Here is a 24,168-nt window from a genome sequence, read left to right on the forward strand (position 1 = left end):
TCCCGTTCACTTCTTCAAAAAACCTAAAATTAGAAATCTGTTCCAACCTACACTGAATTATAAACGACCGATCACAACTAAAAGTTACAAGCTTTTTACAACGGTAGAGGGAAAAAGTTAATATTTTGATGAACAAACGAAAAAAGCACCCCAATGTATGGGATGCCTCTTGCATATTCGATGGTTTTGCCGCTGTGACGGCAATCATTACAATTTTGATACCGTTTAACATTGAACACATCTTGCATTATGCAATGATATTATTTTCCAAATGAAGAAGGATCTTCACGCCAGGATTTCAGCAACTCAAAGTCGCTCTCCTGAATCGTTCCCTGAGCCAGAGCCACATCCATCAGCGCCGTGTAATTGGACAGCGTCTGAAGCGGAATTCCAGCATCTTCGAAGGCTTTAACACCCTTATCGAGCTGGTAGCTGAAGATGGCAAGCACTGCGAGCGGTGTTGCACCTGCTACGCGTACAGCTTCTGCTGCTTTGATGGAACTGCCACCTGTAGAGATCAGATCTTCAATGACAACTACTTTCTGTCCTTCGGTAATCAGACCTTCAATCAGGTTCTCCTTACCGTGTCCTTTCGCTTTATCACGAATGTAGGCCATCGGCAGATTCAGCTTCTGAGCCACCCAGGCAGCATGCGGGATCCCTGCGGTTGCCGTACCTGCAATGACTTCTGCTTCCGGGTATTGGTTACGAATAATCGTTGCGAAGGCTTCAGCAATATCGTTGCGAATCTCGGGATAGGACATCGTTAAGCGGTTATCGCAATATATTGGTGATTTGATACCGGAAGTCCATGTAAATGGCTGCTGCGGACGCAATGCCACGGCTTTAATTTTCAACAGTTGGGAAGCAATATGATTCGGAATCTCATTCAGTTCGATCATGCGTTCAACATCTCCTTCAAAATGGTTTCTGCCGCTTCACGCGGATTGGGAGCGCCTGTAATCGGTCTGCCTACAACAATGTAATGGCTTCCTCTGGCGATGGCTTCACCCGGCGTCAAGACACGTGTCTGATCTCCCAGACCACTACCTGCTGGACGAATTCCTGGTGTAACGGTGTGAAAAGCACTGCCACACGCTGCCCGAATTGCGGGCACTTCCAGCGGAGAAGCAACAACCCCATCCAATCCGGCCTCTTGGGCCAGTCCTGCATAACGGACCACAGCAGCTTCCACGCTGCCCGGGATGCCAATCTCGTTGTTCATCGTTTCCAGACTTGTACTGGTCAGTTGGGTGACCGCAATGATCTCGGGTCTGTGTAAGGAAGGATCTGCGGCTATAGCTGCCTCAGCACCTTCACGTGCAGCACGCATCATGATCGTTCCACCCGCGGCATGCACATTAAACATGTCTACCCCAAGACGCGTGATACTCTCAGCACCGCCACGAACGGTGTTGGGAATGTCATGCATTTTCACATCCAGAAAAACGGAATACCCTTTAGATTTCAGCTCCCGAATGAAGTCCGGTCCTGCTGCGTAGAACAGCTGCATTCCCACCTTGAGATAACAGGGAATGCCTTCAAGATTTTGTACCAATGCTTTCGCTTCTTCCGCTCCAGGATAATCGAGTGCCACCATCAGACGGCCAGCCATTTCATTGAAACTCGCGTGATTCATCACCAGCGCTCCCCTCCACTTGCTCATTTTTTCCGTTTTTGCCCGATATAAAGGACATCCCGCCAGCCCGCAGGCTGACTGATGTCCTTCATCAGTGAATATTTATTTTACAAAGGCAGGCATTGCTTCTGAAGAGAAGTTGATTGTTTGCAGCATGATCAACAGCGCACGAATCGTATCCAGTGAAGTCATACATACAATACCATTCTCTACCGCTTCACGACGAATACGGAATCCGTCACGCTGTGGTGTTTTGCCTTTGGTGAGTGTATTGAAGACAAAGTTCGCTTCGCCGCTGCGAATCATATCCAGAATGTTCGGCGAACCTTCGCTTAATTTGTTCACCGTCGTTACCGGAATGTTCGCTGCTTCAAGCGCAGCTGCAGTTCCGCCGGTTGCCATGAGTTTGTATCCCAGTCTGTAGAAACCTTCGAGCAATGGTACAGCTTCGTCCTTGTCCTTGTCTGCTACAGTCACGACAATGGCTCCGGTTGCCGGAATTTTCATTCCTGCCCCGATGAGACCTTTGAACAACGCTTTAGCGTAATTCGGGTCACGACCCATAACCTCACCTGTGGATTTCATCTCAGGTCCGAGGGTTGGTTCTACACGACGCAGCTTCGCGAAGGAGAAGACCGGAACTTTGACAGATACATGGTCCGACTCAGGCCATAGCCCGTCAACATAACCAAGATCTTTCAGTTTTACACCCAGAATGGCTTGTGTTGCCAGGTTCGCCATCGGAATGTTGGTTACTTTGCTCAAGAATGGTACGGTACGGGATGAACGCGGGTTCACCTCGATAATGTACACTTGGCCATCATGGATAACAAACTGGATGTTGACCAAACCTACCGTTTTCAGTTCTTTCGCAATTTTGATTGTAATCTCTACAATTTTCTCTTTCATGTCCTGGGACAGGTGTTGAGGAGGATATACCGCGATGGAGTCACCAGAGTGAACTCCTGCACGCTCGATATGTTCCATAATGCCCGGAATCAATACCGTTTCACCATCACAGATGGCGTCAACCTCAACTTCTTTACCCATCATGTAACGGTCGATCAGTACCGGATGCTCCGGATTGATTTTAACCGCCTGCTCCATGTACGTGAGCAATTCTGCATCAGAGTATACAATCTCCATCGCACGACCGCCGAGTACATAGGAAGGACGAACCAGTACCGGGTAGCCCAGACTTTGAGCTGTTTCTACAGCATCATCAACGGAAATGACCGTTTTACCTTTCGGCTGTGCAATCTCCAGACGGGAGAGCAGACGCTCGAACTTCTTGCGGTCCTCCGCCTCATCGATGCTTTCCAGATCCGTTCCGAGAATCGTTACACCTGCATTACGCAGTGGTGCTGCCAGATTGATGGCCGTTTGACCACCGAACTGCACGATAACCCCTACTGGCTTCTCCTGTTCAATCACGTTCATAACATCTTCGAAGAAGAGTGGTTCAAAGTACAGACGATCTGATGTATTAAAGTCCGTCGACACCGTCTCCGGGTTATTATTGATAATGACTGCTTCATATCCTGCTTTTTGCAAAGCCCATACAGCGTGTACAGTAGAGTAGTCAAACTCAATACCTTGACCGATCCGGATTGGTCCTGAACCCAGTACCACAACTTTTTGCTTGTCGGAAGGGATCACTTCGTTCTCAGTCTCGTATGTTGAGTAGTAATATGGCGTTGTTGCTTCGAACTCGGCTGCACACGTATCTACCATTTTGTAGACTGGGCGCAGGTTCTCTTCTTCCCGACGAGTTCTAACTTCTGCTTCCGTCGTTAATGTGCCACCAGGTTGACCTTGCGCACGCAGTTCGGCAATGGCGCGGTCCGTGAATCCAAGGCGTTTCGCTTGATACAGAACATCGGAAGACAATTCGGATTCTTCGCGAATACGATCTTCGAATGCGATCAGACCCTCGATTTTGTCCAGGAACCACCAGTCAATCTTGGTCAGGTCTTGCAGTTGTTGCAGCGTATATCCTCTGCGGAATGCTTCGGCAATCAGGAAGATACGCTCATCATCCGCTTTGATCAGACGCTCGTTCAGCGTATCTTCATCCAGCGTTTCGGCATCCTTCAGGTAAAGGCGGTGTACACCAATCTCCAGGGAGCGCACGGCTTTGTGAATCGACTCTTCGAATGTCCGGCCAATGGCCATTACTTCGCCTGTTGCTTTCATCTGAGTTCCGAGTTTACGGTTCGCCGAGATGAACTTGTCGAACGGCCAGCGTGGGATTTTGCTCACGATATAATCCAATGTTGGCTCGAAGCAAGCATATGTTTGGCCTGTTACCGGGTTCACGATTTCGTCCAGTGTGTAACCCATGGCAATTTTGGCAGCCATTTTCGCAATCGGATAACCCGTTGCTTTAGAAGCCAGCGCCGATGAACGGCTTACCCGTGGGTTAACTTCGATAACATAGTATTGGAAGCTGTGTGGGTCCAGTGCGAACTGTACGTTACATCCACCCTCGATGTTCAGGGCACGGATGATTTTCAGTGAAGCTGAACGCAGCATTTGATATTCACGATCCGACAGGGTTTGGCTTGGTGCTACGACGATACTGTCGCCTGTATGAACACCTACCGGGTCAAAGTTTTCCATGTTGCAGACAACGATACAGTTATCGTTTTTGTCCCGCATAACTTCATACTCGACTTCTTTCATGCCTGCAATGCTCTTCTCGACCAGACATTGCCCAATTGGGCTGTAACGAATTCCCGCTGCCACAGTTTCGCGCAGTTCTTCTTCGTTCGCACAGATTCCGCCGCCTGTTCCGCCCAGCGTATAGGCTGGACGAACGATGATTGGATAGCCAATCTCAGCTGCAAATTCAAGTGATTCTTCGAGTGTCGTTACGATCACACTCTCAGGTACAGGCTGTTCCAGTTCACGCATCAGGTCACGGAACAGATCACGATCTTCCGCTTTCTCGATGGATGTCAGCTGCGTTCCGAGCAATTTTACATTTTCACGTTCCAACACGCCTGCACGTGCCAGTTCCACAGCCATGTTCAGACCTGTCTGACCACCCAGTGTTGGCAACAAGCCGTCTGGACGCTCCTGACGAATGATTTGGGTTACAAAATCCAGTGTGATTGGCTCAATGTAGACTTTGTCAGCCATGTTGGTATCGGTCATAATGGTCGCCGGGTTGCTGTTGATAAGTACAACTTCCACGCCTTCTTCTTTCAGAGCCTGGCAAGCTTGTGTACCGGCATAGTCGAACTCGGCCGCTTGACCGATGACGATTGGACCGGAACCAATCACCAGGATTTTTTTGAGATCTTTGTTAATCGGCATGTTATTGTGCTCCTTTCACTGCGGCTGCCAATACGGCTTGACGCGGCTTTTGCGGGTTAGTGATTTTGTGCTCGCGAATCATCTCGATGAAGCGGTCAAACAGATAGCTGTTGTCGTAAGGACCCGGGGCTGCTTCTGGGTGATACTGAACCGAGAATGCCGGGAAGGATTTATGTTTCAGACCTTCAATAGTCTTATCGTTATTGTTGATATGTGTAACTTCCAGGTCCGTGCTCTTCACAGACTCCTCGTTTACGGTAAAACCATGGTTCTGGGATGTGATGAAGCAACGTCCGCTCTCCAGCTCTTTCACCGGGTGGTTTCCTCCGCGATGTCCAAACTTGAGTTTTTCGGTATCTGCTCCTGCCGCAAGTGCGAACAATTGGTGACCCAGGCAGATGCCGAAGATCGGGTATTCGCCAAGCAGTTCACTGATCATTTTAACTGCGTGAGGTACATCTTTCGGGTCCCCAGGGCCGTTGGACAGTTGAATACCGTCCGGGTTCAGGCGACGAATCTCGTCTGCTGTTACATCGTGCGGAACAACGACAACGTCACAGTTACGTTTGCTGAGTTCGCGCAAGATTCCTGTTTTGGCACCATAATCCACGAGCACAATACGTTCAGCCGTTCCCGGGCTGTTGTAGACATGCTCTGTAGAAGTCATAGGCACCTGGTTACGCAGCTCGGCGATGGTGGTGTCTCCCATCATCTCCAGCAGTTCTTCCACAGGCTTCGATCCTGTTGTGAGAATTCCCTTCATTGTGCCGTGGTGACGAATCCGGCGAGTCAACATGCGTGTATCAATTTCGCTGATTCCTACGATACCGTATTCCTTGAGCAGATTGTCTACGCTATATTCCGCACGCCAGTTGCTCGGCGTTGGCTCATGACGACGTACAACGAAACCGTGTACGTATGGACGAATCGACTCAAAGTCATCACGCGTAATACCGTAGTTTCCGATCAGCGGATACGTCATGGTTACGATTTGACCGCAATAGGAAGGATCCGAAAGCACCTCTTGATAGCCTGTAATTCCCGTATTAAAAACGACCTCACCTGTCGTTTCACCTTCAGCACCGAATGCTTTCCCGGTGAACAGTGTGCCGTCTTCCAACAATAATCTTGCCTGTGCCTGCATCCCATTTCACTCCTCTGTGTTTATCAACGTTGAATACTTTGAGTTGGACATGGGCGTTACGTGTGGTGCGGCTCCGTGGGCAGAAAACCCTTTGATCGCTGTTATCCCCGGATTACTTTGATCCCATTCTTCAAATGGAGTAATCCGGTGATAAAGGCGAACGCTTTGCTTCTTCGGGTTCTTTCTGCCCTCTACGCAGTTACGTTGGTGTCCATGTTCAAAAGCATTATTCAACTGTGTTTTGTTTCGTATGTTAGACTCTCGGCATGATTTGCCTCAAGTTAGTTGAAAAGATGTTACTGGTGTAAAAGTTGTAGATTAAGTTTTAGAATTAGAAAGATGTGTTGCTTTAAAAAGTTAAGAATTACTGTTACTGATTTAAAGATATAGAGTTAGTAATTTATCAATTTACTAAATTACCGTTTTATTGTTGTACAGTGTTGCTCCACACGCTTTTGCCATCCACCCATGTTTGTACAGCCCAGCCTTTCAGCTTCCAGCCTGTGAATGGGGTGTTTCTTCCTTTGGTTGCAAACGTTGCAGGATCAACCGCTTTTTCCTCGTTCAGATCAATCATCGTGATATCCGCTGGTGCTCCTTCTTCCAGTTTGCCTGTATCCAGTCGGAATACACGTGCCGGATCAGCTGTCATGCGTTTTACCAGGAAGTCCAAGCTCCAAAGTCCAGTTTCCACAAACTTCGTGTACAGCAGTGGGAAGGCTGTTTCGAATCCTACGATACCGAAAGGTGCCAGCTCCATGCCTTTGGCTTTCTCTTCTTCACTGTGTGGCGCGTGATCGGTTACGATCATGTCCAGCGTGCCGTCCAGCAAACCTTCGATACACGCCTGCACATCACGTGGTGAGCGTAGCGGCGGGTTCATCTTCCAGTTGGCGTCCATGCCCGGGATATCTTCATCCGACAACACCAGATGGTGCGGACACACCTCAGCAGTTACTTTAATACCGATGGATTTCGCCAGACGAATCAGGCGAACCGATTGCTCTGTGCTTACGTGGCAGACGTGGTAATGAACTCCCGTTGCTTCTGCGAGCAGAATATCCCGGCCTACGTGGATAGCCTCGGATTCATTAGGAATGCCTTTGATACCATGACGTTTGGAAAACTCGCCTTCCGTCACATATCCACCTACAACCAGTGAGTCATCTTCACAGTGAGCGATCACTGGCATATCCATGCTTGCTGCGAGGCTCATGGCATCTTTCATCATTTGAGCGTTTTGTACGCCGACACCGTCATCCGTGAATCCGATAGCCCCTGCTTCTTTCAAGGCGGCAAAATCGGTAAGTTCACGACCCAGTTCGTTTTTGGTAATGGCTGCATAAGGCAACACTTTTACCAGATCGGCTTCTTTGGCTTTATCCAGTACCAGTTTCACAACTTCCGCTGTGTCTGTAACCGGTCTTGTGTTTGGCATGCAGGCAATCGTTGTAAAACCGCCTTGTGCTGCTGAACGGGCACCTGTCTCGATCGTCTCTTTGTGTTCGAATCCAGGCTCACGCAGATGCACGTGCATATCGATCAATCCCGGAATGACCAGTTTGCCTGATGCGTCTGTCACATGATGCGCTGACTTTTCGGCATCCAATACGGCTTGGTCTTCCAGGCCAGCGATCTTTTTAATTTTACCTTCATCTATAATGATGGTTTTCCGTTCAAGTTCCCCTTGTTGGTTCAAGATGTTCGCATTCTTTATAATCTGTAGCATAATTGCCCTCCGCTTCGGTTCTGTCCGGCTTACCAGGTAAACCGGATGATTTTCTTTATCGTTTACTCTCTTATTGCTCTATAAGAACTGCCATCTTCGTCAGCCTATGACCCACAGCCAGACCCTGTTACAGTTTCATCGCACGTTCCATAACCGCCATGCGGATGGGAACGCCGTTTGCCATCTGCGGGAAGATCCGCGATGCTTCACTCTCCACAACCGCGTCATCTACCTCGACGTTGCGGTTCACTGGAGCAGGGTGCATGATAATGGTGCTTGGTTTTAGGCGTGACGCCCGTTCTTCCGTCAATCCGTAGTGTTCGCGATAATCCTCAGCTGAAGTAATTAAGCCATGTTGATGACGTTCCAGTTGAACACGGAGCATCATGACTACATCTGCATCCAGCGCTTCTTCAAAACCGACATAAGGAGCATGCTCTGCGAGTTCCGGTGCCTGCATCGTTTGCGGTGCACAGAAGCGTACATCTGCGCCGAACTTATGCAGTGCCCACAGGTTGGAGCGTGCTACGCGGCTATGCAGAATGTCACCTATGATGGAAACACGCAAGCCTTTCAGTTCGCCAAATGCTTTCCGCATCGTGTAGAGGTCCAGCAACGCCTGTGTGGGATGCTCATTGTTGCCGTCTCCGGCGTTCACGAGCGGAACACTCACTTTCTTAGCCAGCTGTTGCAGAACGCCTGCCGGTTTCAACCGGATCACGCCTGCATCAATGCCCATCGACTCAAGTGTTCGCACCGTATCGTAGATGGACTCTCCTTTTTCCACACTGGATGCGGCTGCCGTGAAGTTCAGCACTTGTGCGCCCAGGCGTTTCTCTGCCATTTCGAAGGAGAAGCGGGTGCGGGTGCTGTTTTCGAAGAACATGTTCGCAACGAAGCGTGATTCAAGTACAGGAACCAGTTTCTCTTTCTGCGCTTCCCAGTGAGCCGCCCTGTTCAGAATGGACTCGATCTCTCCTCGGCTAAGTTCCTTCAGTCCAAGCAAGCTCCGGTCTCTCAATGCTGTCTGTGTAATCATCATGCTTGCTCCCCCCGGTTCTGAGTGATTTTGACTTCGTCCTGTCCGTCCGTTTCCATAAGTGCAACTTCGATCTCTTCTGATTTGGAAGTCGGCACATTCTTGCCGATAAAATCAGGTCGAATCGGAAGTTCCCGGTGTCCACGGTCTGCGAGTACCGCCAGCTGAATGTTCTGCGGTCTTCCACAGTCCATCAGGGCATCCATCGCTGCGCGAATCGTACGTCCGGTATAGAGCACATCATCGAACAAGATCACTTTTTTGTTATGGATCGAAAGTGATTCAGGTGTCATAATCAACATTTCCTTGCGATTCGCCTTGTTTTCGTCCAAGCGATCATCGCGGTAAGGAGTCACATCCAGTTCTCCCCAGGGGACTTTGGCGCCTTCGATTTCTTCAATCTTCGCGGCAATCCGTTCTGCGAGGTAAACCCCGCGTGTACGGATACCGACCAGCACACAATCATCGATTCCTTTGTTTTTCTCCAATATCTCATGGGCAATCCGTGTTAATGCGCGGCGGATCGCCGTCTCATCCATAATGACATGTGTCTCTGTGCTCATGCGTTCAGCCTCCTCAGGATTTCCCTTCAGATCATGGCCCCGTGACGAGGAGAACAAAAAAGACTCCTTGCCGTGTTTATTGGCAAGGAGTCTCCGAACTTCAGACCGCTCTGAAGAAAGTTTACTCTCGGGGATGCATCGCTTCATTTGCCGCAGCAAAAAACGATGTATCGTTCACGTTACCTTGCCAGTCTCACGGGACTGATTTAAAGGTGCTATTCATGTCGTTCATATTGCAGGACCTCACAGGGTTCTGTAATCAATATGTCCGTTTGTCTTCATGAATTATGACAGAAAGACAACCCCCTGTCAACACCTCACCATCGCAGGTGAAAACCCTCTGCTACGTTCTTGTTAGAATCAGCAGTTAGCCTGAAAAACATCCATGCACAATTCATCTCATTGGTTATTCATAATTATACAACATTTCTGCATATTTATCCATAGGCAAATGAGAAATTTGATATAACCAAAATAAACCTCTGCCTATGCTTAAGTAGACACAAAACACTTCTTTTTGGAACAAGCAGTCAGTTTCATCTTACGTAATATATGTAGGCTCTGCATTAGTACCCACTGAAATGGGTACAGTTTATAAACATAAACCCATTCATAGATGCTGCTGTAATGCCGATATACATAAGATTCGCAGCTATGCGACATGGAATTAAGATACGCCCTACATTTATGTACATTTAGGAGGAAGTCATGCGTCACATTTGGCACGTTTACAAAACAGACTGGTTGCATATTCTGAAGGTTCCCACAGGTATATTTCTAATTGTGGCTATCATCTTACTGCCCGGGGTGTATGACTGGGTCAACGTCAAGTCCGTATGGGACCCGTACAGTAACACCCAGGGGATCAAAATTGCAGTGACAACTGAAGACGAGGGTGCAACTGTTGCAGGAACCAATGTCAATATCGGAGACGAACTGGTATCCAGCCTCAAACACAACGAAAAGCTGGGCTGGACTTTTGTAGATCGGGCTGAGGCCAGTCGAGGTGTACAAACTGGAGAGTACTATGCAAGCCTGCTCATTCCCGGAGACTTTTCGTCCAAAATTACAGGTATTGTTGACGGAAAGCTGGAGCGTCCAGAGGTAATCTATACCGTTAATGAGAAGGTGAATGCCATTGCTCCCAAAATCACAGGCTCTGGTGTATCTGCCATAACAACACAAATCAATGAAAATTTCACTGAAGCCGTCAGTGAGGCCGTTCTTACCAAGTTGAAGGAAGCCGGGGTTGAAATTAACGCCCAGCTTCCAACTTTGCGCAAGATGGAGAATGGCATTTTCACCCTGGAGAAAAATCTTCCGGCCATCCAAGCCGCGGGTCAAAAGGTACTGGAAGTGGAAAAAGCCATGCCTGAGATTGTAAAAGATGCTCAAAAGATCGTCGAAATCGAAAAAAAACTACCTGAAATCAATGAAGCGGCAAAGTATGTGCTCAAGGTGCAGGAGTATTGGCCACAAATTAATGATGCGGCTTCGGAAGTGCTGGCTATTCAAGGGCGGATACCGGATATACAAAAAGCGGTAGAACGCATTCGAGAAGTGGATGAAAACTTTGGTCAGGTATCAGCTGTCATCCAAACAGCCCTGGATAAAACCGACAAGGCTCTCTCTATCGTAACGGCCGCAGAACAAGATCTGGACAAAGTATCCCAAATCGCTGGCAACGGGATTGAGCTGGCTGAAAGCTTGAATCAATTTGTAGATTCAAGTGAAGAAGCGTTTCAGGCTATTGGCCCAACGATCCGCCAGAATCTGCTGCTAGTGCAGCAGATTACCAACGCTGCTGGAGACCTATTTGCACAATTGCAGGATTCGGATCTTGATAACCTGCCCACAGCAGAAGATCTGGACCGGATTGCTGCACGTTTGGGGATTGCGGTAAAACTTGTCGACAGTATGGCAGAACTGCTGGGCAAAATAGACAACTTGCTTCCAAGCCATCCACTTACCGAACAAATTCAGCATTTGAACTCCGTTTCAGATAAACTGCAGTTACAAATCCGACTGGCTGGCATCATCAGTGATGCCATGCGCCGCAATACAAAGCTACCCGCAGACGTCGTCGCTCAGTTAAATTTGCTCTCCAAAGACATTAGCAGTGGCATTGGCAATCTCTTGACTACGTATGAAAGTGACATATCACCGGCTCTATCGGCTGGCGTGGATAAATTGCGGTCCATCCTCTCCACTTCTTCAAGTGCAATGCAAGGAGCAAGAGATCAAATTCCGGATATTGCGGACATTCTTGCATCTGCCAAAGAAGGGATTACGTTTGGACAGACCGAGTTGACGAAAATCCAGAGCGACCTGCCTCAAATCCAATCCAAGATCCATGAGATATCAGAGACACTCGCAAGCAAAAGTGAAGGTTTTATTCAAGCTTTGAACACCGTCTCTTCCTTAATCCGGACCGATCTGCCCAAATTGGGAACCAAACTGAACGAAGCGGCTGATTTTGTTCGTCATGATCTGCCTAATGCCGAGAAACAGATAGGCAAGGCATCCGATTTTGTTCAGAACCAGCTTCCGGAGGTCGAAAAAGGAGTCCATCGTGTTGCCACACTGGTAAGTGATGATCTGCCAGCACTGGAAAGTGCCATCAGCAAAGCGGCAGACAAACTTAGGGAAGTCGAAGGTAATAACCAGTTTGCCGAGCTCGCCAAACTTCTGCGCGGCGATATCGAAGAAGAGAGTGCTTTCCTTGCAAGCCCAGTGCAAATCAAGGAACAGCAGCTTTACCCGATTCCGAATTATGGATCGGCCATGTCACCATTTTATGGCGTGCTGTCCTTGTGGGTCGGCTCAACACTGCTGATTTCTCTGCTTCGTGCCGAAGCTGAGAATCCAGAGGGCAAGTTCCGGGGATATGAGTTATATCTTGGACGCCTCGCTACTTTTCTGACCATTGGGTTGCTTCAGGCGATATCCGTCACCCTGGGAGATATCTTAATCCTGGGTACCTATGTCGCCGATAAACTGTGGTTTGTCCTGTTTGCCATGCTGGTGAGTGCCGTATTTGTCACCATCACGTACACCCTGCTGTCCGTTTTTGGAAATATCGGAAAAGGGATCGCCATCATCTTTATGGTGTTCCAGTTCTCCAGCTCTGGCGGTACGTTCCCAATCAGCATGACATCCCCCTTTTTCCAGGCATTAAATCCGTTCATGCCCTTCACGTATGCGATCAGTCTGCTGCGTGAGTCGGTCGGCGGTATATTGTGGTCTACTGCCATCAAGGATATTCTGTGGTTGTGTATGTTCATCGCGCTGAGTCTCATTGTTGCTCTCGCTTTGAAACGCCCACTCAGCAGTCTCACCAAACGTTCAGCCGAGAATGCCAAGAAGACCAAAATTATTGCTTAACTCATTAGCTGGACACTAAATAAGATAAGGCCATTGGACTTTCCATCCCATGGCCTTATCTTATTTCCTTATATGAATCGCTGCATCTTGATTATTTCACTGACCGGTCCTGTTCCAATTGATCATAGGATTGCTTGATTGTTGTTAATGTTTCTGCGTGGCGATAGATGTTGTTACTTGCCGTAACGATAACACATAACATGATTAAGCCTATAATCGCTTTTTTCCCCAATCCCGGACGCAGGCTGATGACGAATCCTCCACCCAACAGGAAGAACGCAAACAGATAGTGTCCCGCATACAGGTACATGTCATATTGAAATACAGCCAATCCGAAACCCACGACTACATGAAGCAAAAAAGCAAACAGAATATATGGAACAAGGGTCCATACTTCACGTTCACGAATGCCTTTAATGATGCCCATGAGTGCCAATAGTAAAATAAAGATCCCTGTAATCTGCACAACAATTGGGTTGGAACGAGATAGATCCGTAACAAAGGCAGCCATGCCCGGGTCAAGTAAATGCATCTTCGGTGTCATCATCGGATTGATGGTTAACATGTTCAATGCTTTCCAGTGAATGGCGAACTGGAATGGTGTTGCATAGCTAGTTCCACCATTTTGAATGCCCAATAGCCAGTTACTAACCCAGCTGCGACCTCCAAATGCAACATATTGAATGCCTGTCATAACGACAATAATCAGAACCGCTAGTGCCATGATACCAATGTATTTTTTCAAATTGGCCTTACGCCATGCATGCATATTGAAGAAAGTGGCACCAGCAAACGGTACGATATTGGTTGAGGTTAATCCGAAGTTAATCGATGCAAGCAATGCATTGGGTACATATCGTACGTCCTGACGCTCACGCGTATACTGCATGTAAACCACGGAGAACAGAATAACGAACTGTACATAAGGATACGAGTCCGGGATCAACGCAGTATACATGAGGTAGGAACTGAAACCAAACAGTAAGGCGAACAGCAAAGGTATAATCGTCGGTCTATCTTCTTTTTGACTCAGGAACAGATACGCCAGCACCACCGAACCCGCATTTACCAGCGATTGCAAAATTAGAAAGAACCAGTTGCCTCCCAGCAGCTTCGCTACAGCCGCAAGGGTGACTGACAGAAAGGAAATCAGCGGATGAATCACGGAAGAACTGTTGTCGCCGTAATACATCGATGGATCAAAGTTGAATAAATTGAGTGGAAACAGCGTCGTATTAAAAGGGCTATACATCCCAAGCAATTCCGCATTATTTTCAATGTACAGAACGTACGAGCCGTTCATTAAACCATAGAATAAAGCAAATCCAGCAAACAGATAAAAGGCTGTCCAGTTAGCTCTTCGATTATAAAATAAGTAGTCCAAAAATTTCATGCTTTCATTCACATCCAATAAATTTTATAAAAAACCATCATAATTTGAGCGATTGGAAGGTTATTCTTTCATCGTAGTGCTCATAAAAATAATCTTTAGTTCAAATTAGAACACCAATAAACATAAGCCACCCATAATACACGCCACGCCAATCCAGCGTAAAGGCCCCACTGCCTCTTTAAATACCAGCATCGCAATGATCAGAGTCCAAACATAGGTTAATGCGTTGGCAGGCAGTACTACGGTTAATGGGAGAAACTTCAACAATACAATATTCAGCAACGCACCGGTTCCGTAGAATCCGAGTCCCATGAGTACATGCAGACGATTGCGACTAGATGCATAAGCCTTCAGTCCAGCCCCGCCCAGTGCACCACACAATGTCATGACAACTAAAACGGCAACCATCCAGCTATCGATCAACACTGGTTAATGTCACCCCGATTCCAAGCAACACAACTGCTGCCAGCTTCTGCACCGTAATTTCTTCCCCAAGCAAAAAATATCCATAGATTAAGGCAAATACGTAGCTGGCACACATCAGAGGATAAGCAACAGAGAGTTTTTCCAGAGCAAAAGCTTTAATCATCAAAATCGCTCCAAGTCCATAACACAGAAAACCAACACCAAGGTAAATCCACTCGGTTAGTCCCCATTTCCAGAACAATTGACCCGTTGCTGTCAGAAATGCGGAGACGAGCATCAACCATTTACCGGTATGACGCGATTTTATTTCCCCCACGTTAATGCCTCCATGTCCGGAACACGCTTGTTAATAAAGTATCGTTGACTCACTAGCTGCATGACGGGAAGGTCCGATAAGGAGTCCGAGTAGGAACATGACTGGTCATAGTCAATGACCATATTTTTCTCACTAAGATAAGCCTGAATTCGGCGTACCTTCTCTTCCCCTTTGCAATTGCTGCCATCAATTCTGCATGTGTAACCATTCGCATGACGGACAAGCTCAGTTCCAATGACATGATCCACCCAGGGAAAGTTTTTAAAGTATTTCATATAGGCATGCGGAGATGCAGTTACCAGTAAGACGTGATACCCTGCTTCTTTGCGATGCTGCATCTCTACACTGGCCTCGGCAAAAATGGACGTACGCAATCGGGTATCGAAGAAATGTTCGAGATCTTTTTCAGTCATACGCTCAATTTCTTGAAAGTAGGATCGTTTGACTTGTTCAACAGTCATGATGCCTGCCTTGAATAAAACAGTATGTAATGCGATGACAGGTAATCTCCATACCTGCCACGGGTAACGGCGAACACCGTAGTGCACAAATTGAAACATGGAATCACTGCGTATAATTGTTTTATCAATATCAAAAATTGCGACTTTCGTGCTTTTCACCCTGATCCCCCTCAGCCTTTATTCAAAGATAGTAAAAATGGTAACAACACTGATCACATACAAAATCACCGTAATTAATATGGGCTTGTCCTCAAACAGTACTCGATCGGGTGAGCCTCCCTGGCTCTTCATGTGGATCAGATACAGATAACGGAACATGCCGTAAATGACCAGTGGAATGGTCCACATGAGATGGATGGTCCGGTCTGAAGTGAATGTGAATAGAGAGTAGCTGATAATCGTAGCTGTCGTCACAATCGTATTGAATTGATCCAGCAACGTAATGGAGTAGTTGTCTAAAACCTTACGGTGCGATCCCGTATTCCCCTCAAGCAGCGTAAGTTCATTTCTGCGTTTGCCAATGGCCAAAAACAATGACAACAGCATGGTACAGATCAAAAACCACGGTGTGAATGGTACATGGATCAGTACACCACCTGCAATGGCACGAAGTACAAAGCCGGCTGCAATGGTCATCATATCCAGGATAACGAGATGTTTCAGCACAAATGAATATGATACATTCAATAGAAAATAAACAATACATAACACGCCGAATAGAGGGTTCATCATGAAGGCCGTTCCGACGGAAAGGATTAACAGAATAATACCAAACAACAAAGCATGACTCGGATTTACCTGCCCAGAAGCCATCGGACGATACTTTTTCACCGGATGCTGTCGATCCCTGTCCCGATCTACAAAGTCATTTAAAATATAAACACAGCCTGCAACGAAGCTAAATAGAATAAAACCAAGCAAAGTCGCAAGAATGGTTTCAGCCCGAATCTCCTCAAAAGAGAATAGTAACGCAGCAAATAACAGCAGATTTTTAGTCCACTGTTTGGGTCTTAACAATCTGAATAATCCTGACACTGTACTTCCTGTTCCTGTAGCCGGTGAGGATACCGTACTCGTTCGTGATGATAACAATTGTAATAACTCCCTTCAAAAACAACTTCTGTATATAAGAAATAACGTAAAGATCTAATCATATGTTGCTTGTATAATTTTGTAAAGGGAGTAAATGAAAAAAATCTAATATAAACATAAAAAAAGAGACCGTTACCGGTCTCTTTGTTCTCACACATGATTAATCTATAGGGTACTACAATTAAAATTCGAATTGCACGTCGCTCAGACGACGTTTGATCTCAGCAATAACGCGTTTCTCTTCTTCTTCACCTTTAGCTTCAAAGGTTACGGAGAAACGAACAAAGTTACCAGCATCATCCCAAGGTACGGATGAGATCAATTTCTCACGGATCAGGAATTGGGAGAAATCTTCACCGGATTCAAAGCGACGTCCGCCAACCACACCTTTTGGTGCTTCCACATACAGGAAGAATGAACCTTTAGGTTTTTCAGCCTGGAAGCCCAGTTCGTTCAATGCGGCAACGAGCATGTCGTGACGACGGGAATATTTCTCTGCAATTTTCTCCGTAATTTCTGGGTGATTCAATCCATAAGCAGCAGCCTTTTGAATCGCGATGAACTGACCGGAGTCATTGTTGTCCTTCACGTCGCTGAATGCTTTGACTACAAGCGGGTTACCCGCTACGAATCCGATTCTCCAACCCGTCATGTTGTAGGACTTGGATAGAGAGTGCAGTTCTACGCCGACATCCTTCGCTCCAGGTACGGACAGGAAGCTGAATGGTTTTTTGCCATCATACGTCAATGCTGCGTATGGCGCATCATGTACAACCACTACGTTATATTTCTTAGCCCACTCAACAACTTCAGTGAAGAACTCCACCGTTGCGCTTGCGCCTGTTGGGTTGTTCGGGTAGTTCAGGTAGAGCAACTTCGCACGCTTTGCGATGTCCTCCGGAATAGCCGTCAGATCAGGCAGAAAGTTGTTCTCTTTCGTCAATTGAATGTTGAACACTTCTCCACCCAGATATTTAGTGTGTGTACCCATAACCGGGTAACCTGGAACGGTCATGATTGTCACATCACCCGGATTGATGAAGCATGAAGGCATCATCGCCAAAGCCGGTTTGGAACCAATGGAGTGCACGATTTCAGTATCAGCATCGATACCTTCTACGTTAAATACGTTTTTCAGGTAAGAAGCAGCAGCAGCCTTGAATTCAGGAATACCATTGTCGGCATAACCACGGTTCTCAGGTCTGGAAGCTTCTTCAGCAAGTGCAGCTACAATGCCTGCATCCGCCATTTCATCCGGTTCACCTACACCAAGGTCAATCAGTTCCACATCGGGAAAATCTTTTTTGGCCGAAGCTTTGGCACGTTTGATTTTCTCGAATTTATAAATGTTCGTGTCTTTACCATAGTTGGAGCCACCGATACGGTCGGCAAAATTAGTCTGAATGTAAGTTTCTTGGTATTTATCGATACTCATAACGTTGTTCATCTCCTCATTTGACGCAAATTTCTACACTTTAATATGAAGCATTTGCGTGATCAAAGCCATGGACAAAGTATCCGAACATTTGTACTTTCTTGGAACGGTTAACGACTGCGTAGTGAGGCCAGAACGTCTTCCATATCCTGAGGAAGTGGAGCTGAGAATTCAAGGTATTCTCCCGTTGTTGGATGCACAAATCCAAGAACGGCCGCATGAAGTGCCTGTCCTTGCATTTTGATGCCTTTATTCCGTCCGTACGTTGGATCTCCTACAAGCGGGTGACCAATAAATTTCATGTGAACCCGAATCTGGTGAGTACGTCCTGTCTCCAGTTTCAGTTCAAGTAAGGTGTAATCTTTAATGCGCTCTGTAACGGTAAAATGCGTAACGGCATGTTTACTGTTACGATCCGTGACCGTATACATTTTGCGGTCATTGGTATCTCGTCCAATTGGTGCATCAATGGTCCCTTGATCATGGTTAAGATGACCATGCACGAGCGCAATATAACGTCTATTCACCGTATGGTCTTTCAACTGAGCAGCCAGTGATGCATGAGCACGATCGTTCTTGGCAGCCATGATCAGGCCGGATGTATCCTTATCGATACGATGCACAATACCAGGGCGCAACTCCCCATTAATACCCGAGAGGTCATTGCAGTGATACATGAGTGCATTAACGAGGGTACCGGACGTATGTCCTGGTGCTGGATGCACCACAAGACCACGCTGTTTGTTAATCACGATCAAGTCGCTATCTTCATATACCACTTCCAGTGGAATATCTTCGGCAACGATCTCCACAGCAGTTGGTTCTGGAATCTGTAACTCGACCAGATCCCCTTCGGATAACTTGGCATTGGCTTTAACCACAGCACCATTTACCGTAACCATTCCGTCTCCGATCCACAATTGAACTTGGGAGCGAGATACGTTATCTACCGCTTCCGTAATATATTTGTCAATTCGTTCTTTTTTATGTTCAGCGGCAACGGTCCATTCCATACGTTCATTGCCATTCATTAGTTCTTCGTCGTTAATCTGTTCCTTATTCGGATTACTCATGATGTTCATTCCCTTCAATCTTCGCGGCAGCTTTTTCGCGCCGTCCTTCAAGTAACGTCTCCACAATGATCAACGCTACACCGATGCAGATTGCCGAGTCTGCGATGTTAAAAATGGGAAACGTATAACTTCCAAAATTAAGTTGTACAAAATCCACAACTTCTCCGGTCAATGCCCGGTCAAGGAAGTTGCCAATTGCTCCACCAAGCACCAAACTAAGCGCCACAGGCAGCAATTTGTGCGGGGTATCTTTTACTTTTTGCAAATACCAAATCAAGGCAACGACCACAATCAACGTAACCACGATAAAGAACCAACGCTGGTCCTGCAGAATGCCAAAAGCTGCTCCTGAGTTACGATGTGATGTGATGACAAAGAAATTGCCGATTACCGGAATTTCTTCTCTGAGTTCCATCCGGGTTGCAATCAGATACTTGGTTCCCTGATCCAATAAAAATACGATAAAAGCGAGGATATAATACACCACGTTTGTTTGTCACTCCGTTCTTGTCTTTTCCAAACGATACCAGGCTTACGCCAGACTTGTTTATTGTAGCACAGCTGTTTGGAAATCGTCCACGACGCGCTACATCGCAATGCTCATGGCAAAAACGATAACATTTCCCTTCTGTAATCTTGCCCATAATGGCACATCCTACAATAGAGTCAACATCCGGATTCCAGCATGAAATCAGAAAGGGGAAAATCATGTCACATTTTACTGCCGAACAACTGCATTTTTTACGTTCCCAATTGATGTCCGATAAGCGCGATATTGAACATAGACTGTCGGAAAACGAGCATTATGGCCTTGGAGACTCCCTTAAACTACAGACAGGTGAACTATCACCGATTGATAACCATCCTGGCGACTTAGCCACGGAAGTGTATGAGCGCGAAAAGGATATTTCCCTGTTGGAACATGATGAATTCCAATTGGAGCGAATCGATTCTGCACTGCACTCCATCGAAGAAGGACATTATGGTACATGTGCAGTCTGCCAGCAACCCATTCCTTATGAACGCATGGAAGCTGTTCCTTATACGAAATACTGCAAAAAACATCAACCGGAAACCGTTGTCTCCGAAAACCGCCCTGTAGAGGAAGAGTTCCTCGCCCCGGCATTCGGTCGAACCAGTCTGGACGAGCGTGATGACCAAAACGGCTTCGATGGTGAGGACGCTTGGCAGATTGTTGAAAGCTGGGGCACATCGAACTCGCCAGCCATGGCTGAAGGACGCGATATCGACAGCTATGATGTTATGGCCATTGAAGCCACCGATGAAGTGGAGGGCTGCGTTGAAGCGTACGAAAGCTTCGTTGCAACAGACATCTATGGTCATGACGTATCCATCGTGCGCAATCGGCAATATCGCCAGTATCTGGAGAACCGTGAGGGCGAGGGTCTGTTAGAACCGGATATGGAGACGGATGACATTTACTAAAATGTAACTCAATATCATTCACCTTAATTGCTTAATAGGTGTTCATATCAAGCTGACGCTGGACAATACGCACAATATCAGCGATGTAGTCTCCAACAATGGGAAGATTGAGCGCCCCGAGTAGCTGTAAAACGTAAATAATTGTTGCTGCGAAAAAGGTAAAACCAATGGCGATCCCCACACCTCGTGCGGCTCCAGACAACAAGTTAAGTCCGATTAATTTCCATGGTCTGTTCAGCAATTCTGTGTATTGCGCAATCCGTGAACGTTCCAGTTCATTCGCCAGACGGTTAGTCAGGGTATGCAGCTCTTCAATTTTGTCATGTGAATTCAGATGATCTGATGTTGATGGTGTAGCCGCCGTTGCTGTTTGCTTGTCATGTTCGCTCATGTTTTGGTCAGTTCCTTTGATCAATATAGATTGACTGCACTATAGAATCATTTCCTTTTTGCCTAAAAAACAAACGAGCCCAGAATCAGGGAAAATGTCCCTGCCTCTGCGGCTCGTTTGTTTATGCTCTATATGCTCTCACTGTTGAATGGAAAATGCTTCGAATTATGCTTCGATGTAAATACCGATCGATTTGCCTCCGGCTTCAACACGTTCCATGGACTCATTCGAGCCAAATGTCACTTCGGTTACGAGAACATTCTCACGCAACACATCATCAAACGCCTGAATAGCTTCCTGTAGGGATGTATCCACATCCAGTGTCAAACGTACTCTTTTCTCAATCGGCAAGTCCAGTCGTTTCCGGGTATCCTGCACAGCACGAACCACTTCACGAACCCAGCCTTCTTGTTCCAGTGCTGCTGTGATTTCAGTATTAAGCGCAACCGTCAGTCCGTAACCTGATGCTGAAGCAAAACCTGATTTGGCCTGTTTATCAACCAATAATTCTTCGCTCGTCACTTGCAGCTCTTCGCCTTCCGGAGAAACGATGTTCAGCACACCCTCCGAAACCACTTTACGTGTCTCATCGGCTGACATTCCCTTGAAGAAGTTTTGCAGGAATCCTACGTTTTTACCGTATTTCTTACCTGCAACTTTCAGGTTCAGCTTCAATGTAAAGTCAACGAATTCCGCATCGTTATGCTCCGTACGGATTCCTTTTACATTGATCTCTTCCTTGATGATCTCTTCATAACTTGCCAGGTCAAAGCCTTTATCCAGAGAAACAATCAATTCGGACAGCGGCTGACGTGTCTTGATGCCGGTTTCGTTACGAACGTTGCGGGCAAGTTCAACCACACGGCGAGCCGTCTCCATATCCTGTTCCAGTCCTGCATCAATTAGAGATTCATTGGCTACCGGATAATCTTCCATGTGCACACTCTCGCCTGTTGCAAGGTTCAGATAGATATCCTCTGCGAGCATCGGTGTAAACGGAGCAACCAGTTTTGCAGTAGTCACCAATACCTCAGTCAATGTGCGGTAAGCATCCAGTTTATCCTCTGTCAGGCCACTTCCCCAGAACCGGTCACGGGAACGACGGATATACCAGTTACTCAGCTCATCGACAAATGCTTCAATCGCTTTGGAGGAGTTCAGGTAGTCGTTAACCAACAACGCTTTTTCTACAACCAGAATCAGACTGTTCAGCCTCGACAGAATCCAGCGATCCAGCTTGTGTGCGGACAGTTGGAACGGGTGCTCCTGTGGATCAAATCCATCAATGGTAGCATAAAGCGTCAGGAATGCATGGGTGTTAACCAACGTATCCACCATTTTGGATTTGGCTTCGCCTACGATCCCTTTGGAGAAACGTTTACTGTTCCACGGTGCACTATCAGACAACAAAGCCCAGCGGAATGCATCGGTACCGTATTCTTCAATTACTTCCCAAGGATCGATCACGTTACCTTTGGATTTGGACATCTTCTGTCCGTTCTCATCAAGAACGTGTCCTGTAGCCATAACTGCTTTGTAAGGCGCTTTGCCTGTCAAAAGGGTGGAAACCGCCAGCAAGCTGTAGAACCAGCCACGTGTCTGGTCAATCCCTTCACAGATCATATCAGCAGGATACTGCTGTTCGAAGACTTCTTTATTTTCAAATGGATAGTGCTGCTGGGCAAACGGCATGGAGCCACTGTCGAACCAGACATCGATCACTTCCGGTGTACGTTTCATCTCATATTTGCCACAAGAGCTCATGACTTTAACGTCATCCACATACGGTTTATGCAATTCAAGATTCTCAGGCACATCCCCTACCGCACGGGCACGTAATTCTGCAATGCTGTGTGGAGCAAATTGTTCGCCAGTCTCCTCGCACACCCAGATGTTCAGCGGAGTTCCCCAATAACGATCACGGCTGATGTTCCAATCCACCAGATCCTCAAGGAATTTCCCGAAGCGACCTTCACGAACATGACCTGGGTACCAATCCACTTCACTGTTGTTGGCAATCAATTGGTCCTTGATGGCTGTCGTTTGGATAAACCAACTGTCCATTGCATAGTACAGAAGCGGTGTATCACAACGCCAGCAGAATGGATAGCTGTGCTCATATTTTTCTTTGCTGAACAAACGTCCATTCTCAGACAGATATCGCACGATATCAATATCACAATCCTTCACGAAACGTCCGGCAAAATCAGTAACCTCAGCGACAAATTTACCTTCCAGGTCCACCATGTTCACAAAGCTGATACCATTTTCACGGCACACACGGTAGTCATCTTCACCATGGGCAGGAGCCATGTGTACGATACCCGTACCACTTGCATCTGTTACAAAGCCGGCACCCAGAATGATGTTGGCTTTCTCAGCCTGAACGTAGTTGAACGGAGGATCATACGTTTTGCCAACCAGATCGGCACCTTTCAGTGCACCAATGATCTCGTACTCACCCTTGGTATCTTTCATTACTTTCTCTACCAAATTCGTTGCCATGATGTACACTTCATCACCTTGACGAACACGGGAGTAGTCCATATCCGGATTCACGGCAAGTGCGACGTGTGAAGGCAGTGTCCAAGGTGTCGTTGTCCAAGCAAGCACGAATTCTCCGCTGTCATTCAGCTTGAATTTTGCTGTAGCGCTCAGGTCTTTGACGTCTTTGTACCCTTGTGCAACCTCATGGGAACTCAGTGTCGTCTGGCAAGATGGGCAGTACGGGCTCACACGATGGCCCCGATACAGCAGGCCTTTCTCATGGATTGTCGCGAGAATGTTCCATACACTCTCAATGTAGTTGTTATCAAGGGTGATATATGGGTTATCCATATCCGTCCAATATCCGATACCTTCTGTCAGATCACGCCATTGTTGCTCGTACTCGAATACACTCGCTTTACATTCGTTAATGAATTTCTCCACGCCGTAATCTTCGATTTCCCACTTGTGGGAGATGCCAAGCTTCTTCTGTACACCCAGTTCTACGGGCAGGCCGTGTGTATCCCAACCCGCTTTACGAACAACACGGTAACCCTTCATCGTGTTATAACGACCAACGAAATCCTTGATTACGCGTCCCAGTACGTGACCGATATGCGGTTTTCCGTTCGCTGTAGGCGGCCCTTCATAAAATACAAAGTTTGGCTTGCCCTCGCGGTTTTCGATGGATCTTCTAAATGTATTCTCCGTTTTCCATTTATCCAACACGCGTAATTCTCTGGCACGTGCCTTCTCTTTGACGTCAACTCGTTGCATGGTGATCATCTTCCCTTTCTTTGGTTAAGATTGTGGACCGTCCACAAAAAGC

General features: G+C 47.0%; 19 protein-coding genes. 2 read left to right on the forward strand and 17 right to left on the reverse strand.

What is annotated here, in order from left to right; translation table 11 throughout:
• Positions 1-260: 260 nt before the first annotated feature.
• From pyrE to pyrR, 7 genes are all read right to left on the reverse strand, one after another.
• On the reverse strand, positions 261-902 hold the full coding sequence (pyrE, locus tag MKX40_RS21230) for an orotate phosphoribosyltransferase (protein WP_339235861.1): 642 nt from the start codon (positions 900-902) through the stop codon (positions 261-263).
• Positions 899-1,639, reverse strand: coding sequence for an orotidine-5'-phosphate decarboxylase (gene pyrF, locus MKX40_RS21235; protein WP_339235865.1), 741 nt, complete (start codon positions 1,637-1,639; stop codon positions 899-901). Before pyrF ends, pyrE begins: the two co-directional genes overlap by 4 nt.
• Positions 1,640-1,741: 102 nt before the next feature.
• Positions 1,742-4,960, reverse strand: coding sequence for a carbamoyl-phosphate synthase large subunit (carB, locus tag MKX40_RS21240; protein ID WP_339235868.1), 3,219 nt, complete (start codon positions 4,958-4,960; stop codon positions 1,742-1,744).
• 1 nt (position 4,961) lies between these two features.
• Positions 4,962-6,104 carry a glutamine-hydrolyzing carbamoyl-phosphate synthase small subunit gene (gene carA / locus MKX40_RS21245; RefSeq protein ID WP_062835434.1) on the reverse strand — a complete coding sequence of 381 codons (1,143 nt, stop codon included), beginning with the start codon at positions 6,102-6,104 and terminating at the stop codon, positions 4,962-4,964.
• A 424-nt stretch (positions 6,105-6,528) separates the two neighbouring features.
• Positions 6,529-7,833 carry a dihydroorotase gene (locus MKX40_RS21250; protein WP_339235870.1) on the reverse strand — a complete coding sequence of 435 codons (1,305 nt, stop codon included), beginning with the start codon at positions 7,831-7,833 and terminating at the stop codon, positions 6,529-6,531.
• A gap of 127 nt (positions 7,834-7,960) precedes the next feature.
• On the reverse strand, positions 7,961-8,875 hold the full coding sequence (locus MKX40_RS21255; protein WP_339235874.1) for an aspartate carbamoyltransferase catalytic subunit: 915 nt from the start codon (positions 8,873-8,875) through the stop codon (positions 7,961-7,963).
• Positions 8,872-9,435 carry a bifunctional pyr operon transcriptional regulator/uracil phosphoribosyltransferase PyrR gene (gene pyrR, locus MKX40_RS21260; protein ID WP_017687330.1) on the reverse strand — a complete coding sequence of 188 codons (564 nt, stop codon included), beginning with the start codon at positions 9,433-9,435 and terminating at the stop codon, positions 8,872-8,874. The genes MKX40_RS21255 and pyrR overlap by 4 nt, the downstream gene beginning before the upstream one ends.
• A 708-nt stretch (positions 9,436-10,143) precedes the next feature.
• On the opposite strand from pyrR, the gene MKX40_RS21265 reads away from it, so the two are divergent.
• The gene (locus MKX40_RS21265; protein WP_339235877.1) at positions 10,144-12,819 is read left to right on the forward strand and encodes a YhgE/Pip domain-containing protein; all 2,676 of its coding nucleotides are present in this window, start codon (positions 10,144-10,146) and stop codon (positions 12,817-12,819) included.
• A 91-nt stretch (positions 12,820-12,910) separates the two neighbouring features.
• On the opposite strand, the gene MKX40_RS21270 is transcribed toward MKX40_RS21265, so the two are convergent.
• The 8 genes from MKX40_RS21270 to lspA form a co-directional block, all read right to left on the reverse strand.
• Positions 12,911-14,212: a DUF6080 domain-containing protein gene (locus MKX40_RS21270; protein WP_339235880.1), complete on the reverse strand. Its 1,302-nt coding sequence runs from the start codon at positions 14,210-14,212 to the stop codon at positions 12,911-12,913.
• A 105-nt stretch (positions 14,213-14,317) separates the two neighbouring features.
• Positions 14,318-14,638 carry an EamA family transporter gene (locus MKX40_RS21275; RefSeq protein WP_339235883.1) on the reverse strand — a complete coding sequence of 107 codons (321 nt, stop codon included), beginning with the start codon at positions 14,636-14,638 and terminating at the stop codon, positions 14,318-14,320.
• Positions 14,625-14,954, reverse strand: coding sequence for an EamA family transporter (locus MKX40_RS21280; protein ID WP_017687326.1), 330 nt, complete (start codon positions 14,952-14,954; stop codon positions 14,625-14,627). The genes MKX40_RS21275 and MKX40_RS21280 overlap by 14 nt, the downstream gene beginning before the upstream one ends.
• Positions 14,942-15,574: an HAD family hydrolase gene (locus tag MKX40_RS21285; RefSeq protein WP_339235886.1), complete on the reverse strand. Its 633-nt coding sequence runs from the start codon at positions 15,572-15,574 to the stop codon at positions 14,942-14,944. The genes MKX40_RS21280 and MKX40_RS21285 overlap by 13 nt, the downstream gene beginning before the upstream one ends.
• Before the next feature lie 18 nt (positions 15,575-15,592).
• Entirely contained in the window at positions 15,593-16,507 is a 915-nt protein-coding gene (locus MKX40_RS21290; protein ID WP_339235889.1) for a decaprenyl-phosphate phosphoribosyltransferase, read from the reverse strand.
• A 181-nt stretch (positions 16,508-16,688) separates the two neighbouring features.
• Positions 16,689-17,942: an LL-diaminopimelate aminotransferase gene (locus tag MKX40_RS21295; protein WP_036674844.1), complete on the reverse strand. Its 1,254-nt coding sequence runs from the start codon at positions 17,940-17,942 to the stop codon at positions 16,689-16,691.
• Positions 17,943-18,052: 110 nt separating this feature from the next.
• Positions 18,053-19,024 (reverse strand): RluA family pseudouridine synthase, encoded by a 972-nt coding sequence (locus MKX40_RS21300; protein ID WP_339243143.1) that lies wholly within the window; start codon positions 19,022-19,024, stop codon positions 18,053-18,055.
• Complete coding sequence (lspA, locus tag MKX40_RS21305; RefSeq protein ID WP_091028497.1) at positions 19,008-19,502, reverse strand: signal peptidase II; 495 nt, start codon at positions 19,500-19,502, stop codon at positions 19,008-19,010. The genes MKX40_RS21300 and lspA overlap by 17 nt, the downstream gene beginning before the upstream one ends.
• Positions 19,503-19,723: 221 nt before the next feature.
• Here lspA and MKX40_RS21310 point away from each other — a divergent pair, with 221 nt between their 5' ends.
• Complete coding sequence (locus MKX40_RS21310; RefSeq protein ID WP_339235891.1) at positions 19,724-20,461, forward strand: TraR/DksA C4-type zinc finger protein; 738 nt, start codon at positions 19,724-19,726, stop codon at positions 20,459-20,461.
• Between the two features lie 31 nt (positions 20,462-20,492).
• Here MKX40_RS21310 and MKX40_RS21315 read toward each other — a convergent pair whose 3' ends face one another.
• Both MKX40_RS21315 and ileS read right to left on the reverse strand, forming a co-directional pair.
• On the reverse strand, positions 20,493-20,852 hold the full coding sequence (locus MKX40_RS21315) for a DUF5665 domain-containing protein (protein WP_339235894.1): 360 nt from the start codon (positions 20,850-20,852) through the stop codon (positions 20,493-20,495).
• A gap of 165 nt (positions 20,853-21,017) precedes the next feature.
• Positions 21,018-24,116 carry an isoleucine--tRNA ligase gene (ileS, locus tag MKX40_RS21320; protein ID WP_339235896.1) on the reverse strand — a complete coding sequence of 1,033 codons (3,099 nt, stop codon included), beginning with the start codon at positions 24,114-24,116 and terminating at the stop codon, positions 21,018-21,020.
• Positions 24,117-24,168 lie beyond the last annotated feature (52 nt).

Source organism: Paenibacillus sp. FSL R5-0517 (assembly GCF_037974355.1).
Classification (GTDB): Bacteria; Bacillota; Bacilli; order Paenibacillales; family Paenibacillaceae; genus Paenibacillus.